We start from the raw sequence: 1,615 nt of genomic DNA, 5'->3' as shown, positions 1-1,615 counted from the left end.
ACGCGTGTGTAGGTTTCCGTAATATTCCTTAGAAAGGAGGTGATCCAGCCGCAGGTTCTCCTACGGCTACCTTGTTACGACTTCACCCTAATCATCTGTCCCACCTTAGGCGGCTGGTCCCCGAAGGTTACCCCACCGACTTTGGGTGTTACAAACTCTCATGGTGTGACGGGCGGTGTGTACAAGGCCCGGGAACGTATTCACCGCGGCATGCTGATCCGCGATTACTAGCGATTCCGACTTCATGTAGGCGAGTTGCAGCCTACAATCCGAACTGAGAATGGCTTTAAGAGATTAGCTTACTCTCGCGAGTTCGCAACTCGTTGTACCATCCATTGTAGCACGTGTGTAGCCCAGGTCATAAGGGGCATGATGATTTGACGTCATCCCCACCTTCCTCCGGTTTGTCACCGGCAGTCTCACCAGAGTGCCCAACTTAATGCTGGCAACTGATAATAAGGGTTGCGCTCGTTGCGGGACTTAACCCAACATCTCACGACACGAGCTGACGACAACCATGCACCACCTGTATCCATGTCCCCGAAGGGAACGTCTAATCTCTTAGATTTGCATAGTATGTCAAGACCTGGTAAGGTTCTTCGCGTAGCTTCGAATTAAACCACATGCTCCACCGCTTGTGCGGGCCCCCGTCAATTCCTTTGAGTTTCAACCTTGCGGTCGTACTCCCCAGGCGGAATGCTTAATGCGTTAGCTGCAGCACTGAAGGGCGGAAACCCTCCAACACTTAGCATTCATCGTTTACGGTATGGACTACCAGGGTATCTAATCCTGTTTGCTACCCATACTTTCGAGCCTCAGCGTCAGTTACAGACCAGACAGCCGCCTTCGCCACTGGTGTTCTTCCATATATCTACGCATTTCACCGCTACACATGGAGTTCCACTGTCCTCTTCTGCACTCAAGTTTCCCAGTTTCCGATGCACTTCTTCGGTTGAGCCGAAGGCTTTCACATCAGACTTAAAAAACCGCCTGCGCTCGCTTTACGCCCAATAAATCCGGACAACGCTTGCCACCTACGTATTACCGCGGCTGCTGGCACGTAGTTAGCCGTGGCTTTCTGGTTAAATACCGTCAATACCTGAACAGTTACTCTCAGATATGTTCTTCTTTAACAACAGAGTTTTACGAGCCGAAACCCTTCTTCACTCACGCGGCGTTGCTCCATCAGACTTTCGTCCATTGTGGAAGATTCCCTACTGCTGCCTCCCGTAGGAGTTTGGGCCGTGTCTCAGTCCCAATGTGGCCGATTACCCTCTCAGGTCGGCTACGCATCATTGCCATGGTGAGCCGTTACCTCACCATCTAGCTAATGCGCCGCGGGACTATCCAGAAGTGATAGCCGAAACCATCTTTCAAACTCGGACCATGCGGTCCAAGTTGTTATGCGGTATTAGCATCTGTTTCCAGGTGTTATCCCCCGCTTCTGGGCAAGTTTCCCACGTGTTACTCACCAGTTCGCCACTCACTCAAATGTAAATCATGATACAAGTACCAATCAATACCAGAGTTCGTTCGACTTGCATGTATTAGGCACGCCGCCAGCGTTCGTCCTGAGCCAGGATCAAACTCTCAAATTAATGATGAGTTCTAAAAA

1 rRNA gene is annotated in these 1,615 nt (G+C 50.7%); it reads right to left on the bottom strand.

The annotated features are described in order from the left end of the window. Positions 1-32 precede the first annotated feature (32 nt). A 16S ribosomal RNA gene (locus tag DY78_RS10740) occupies positions 33-1,598 on the bottom strand. Positions 1,599-1,615: the final 17 nt, after the last annotated feature.

Source organism: Lactiplantibacillus fabifermentans DSM 21115, from assembly GCF_000498955.2.
GTDB classification, from domain to species: domain Bacteria; phylum Bacillota; class Bacilli; order Lactobacillales; family Lactobacillaceae; genus Lactiplantibacillus; species Lactiplantibacillus fabifermentans.
This window is presented reverse-complemented; position numbering and strand designations above follow the sequence as displayed.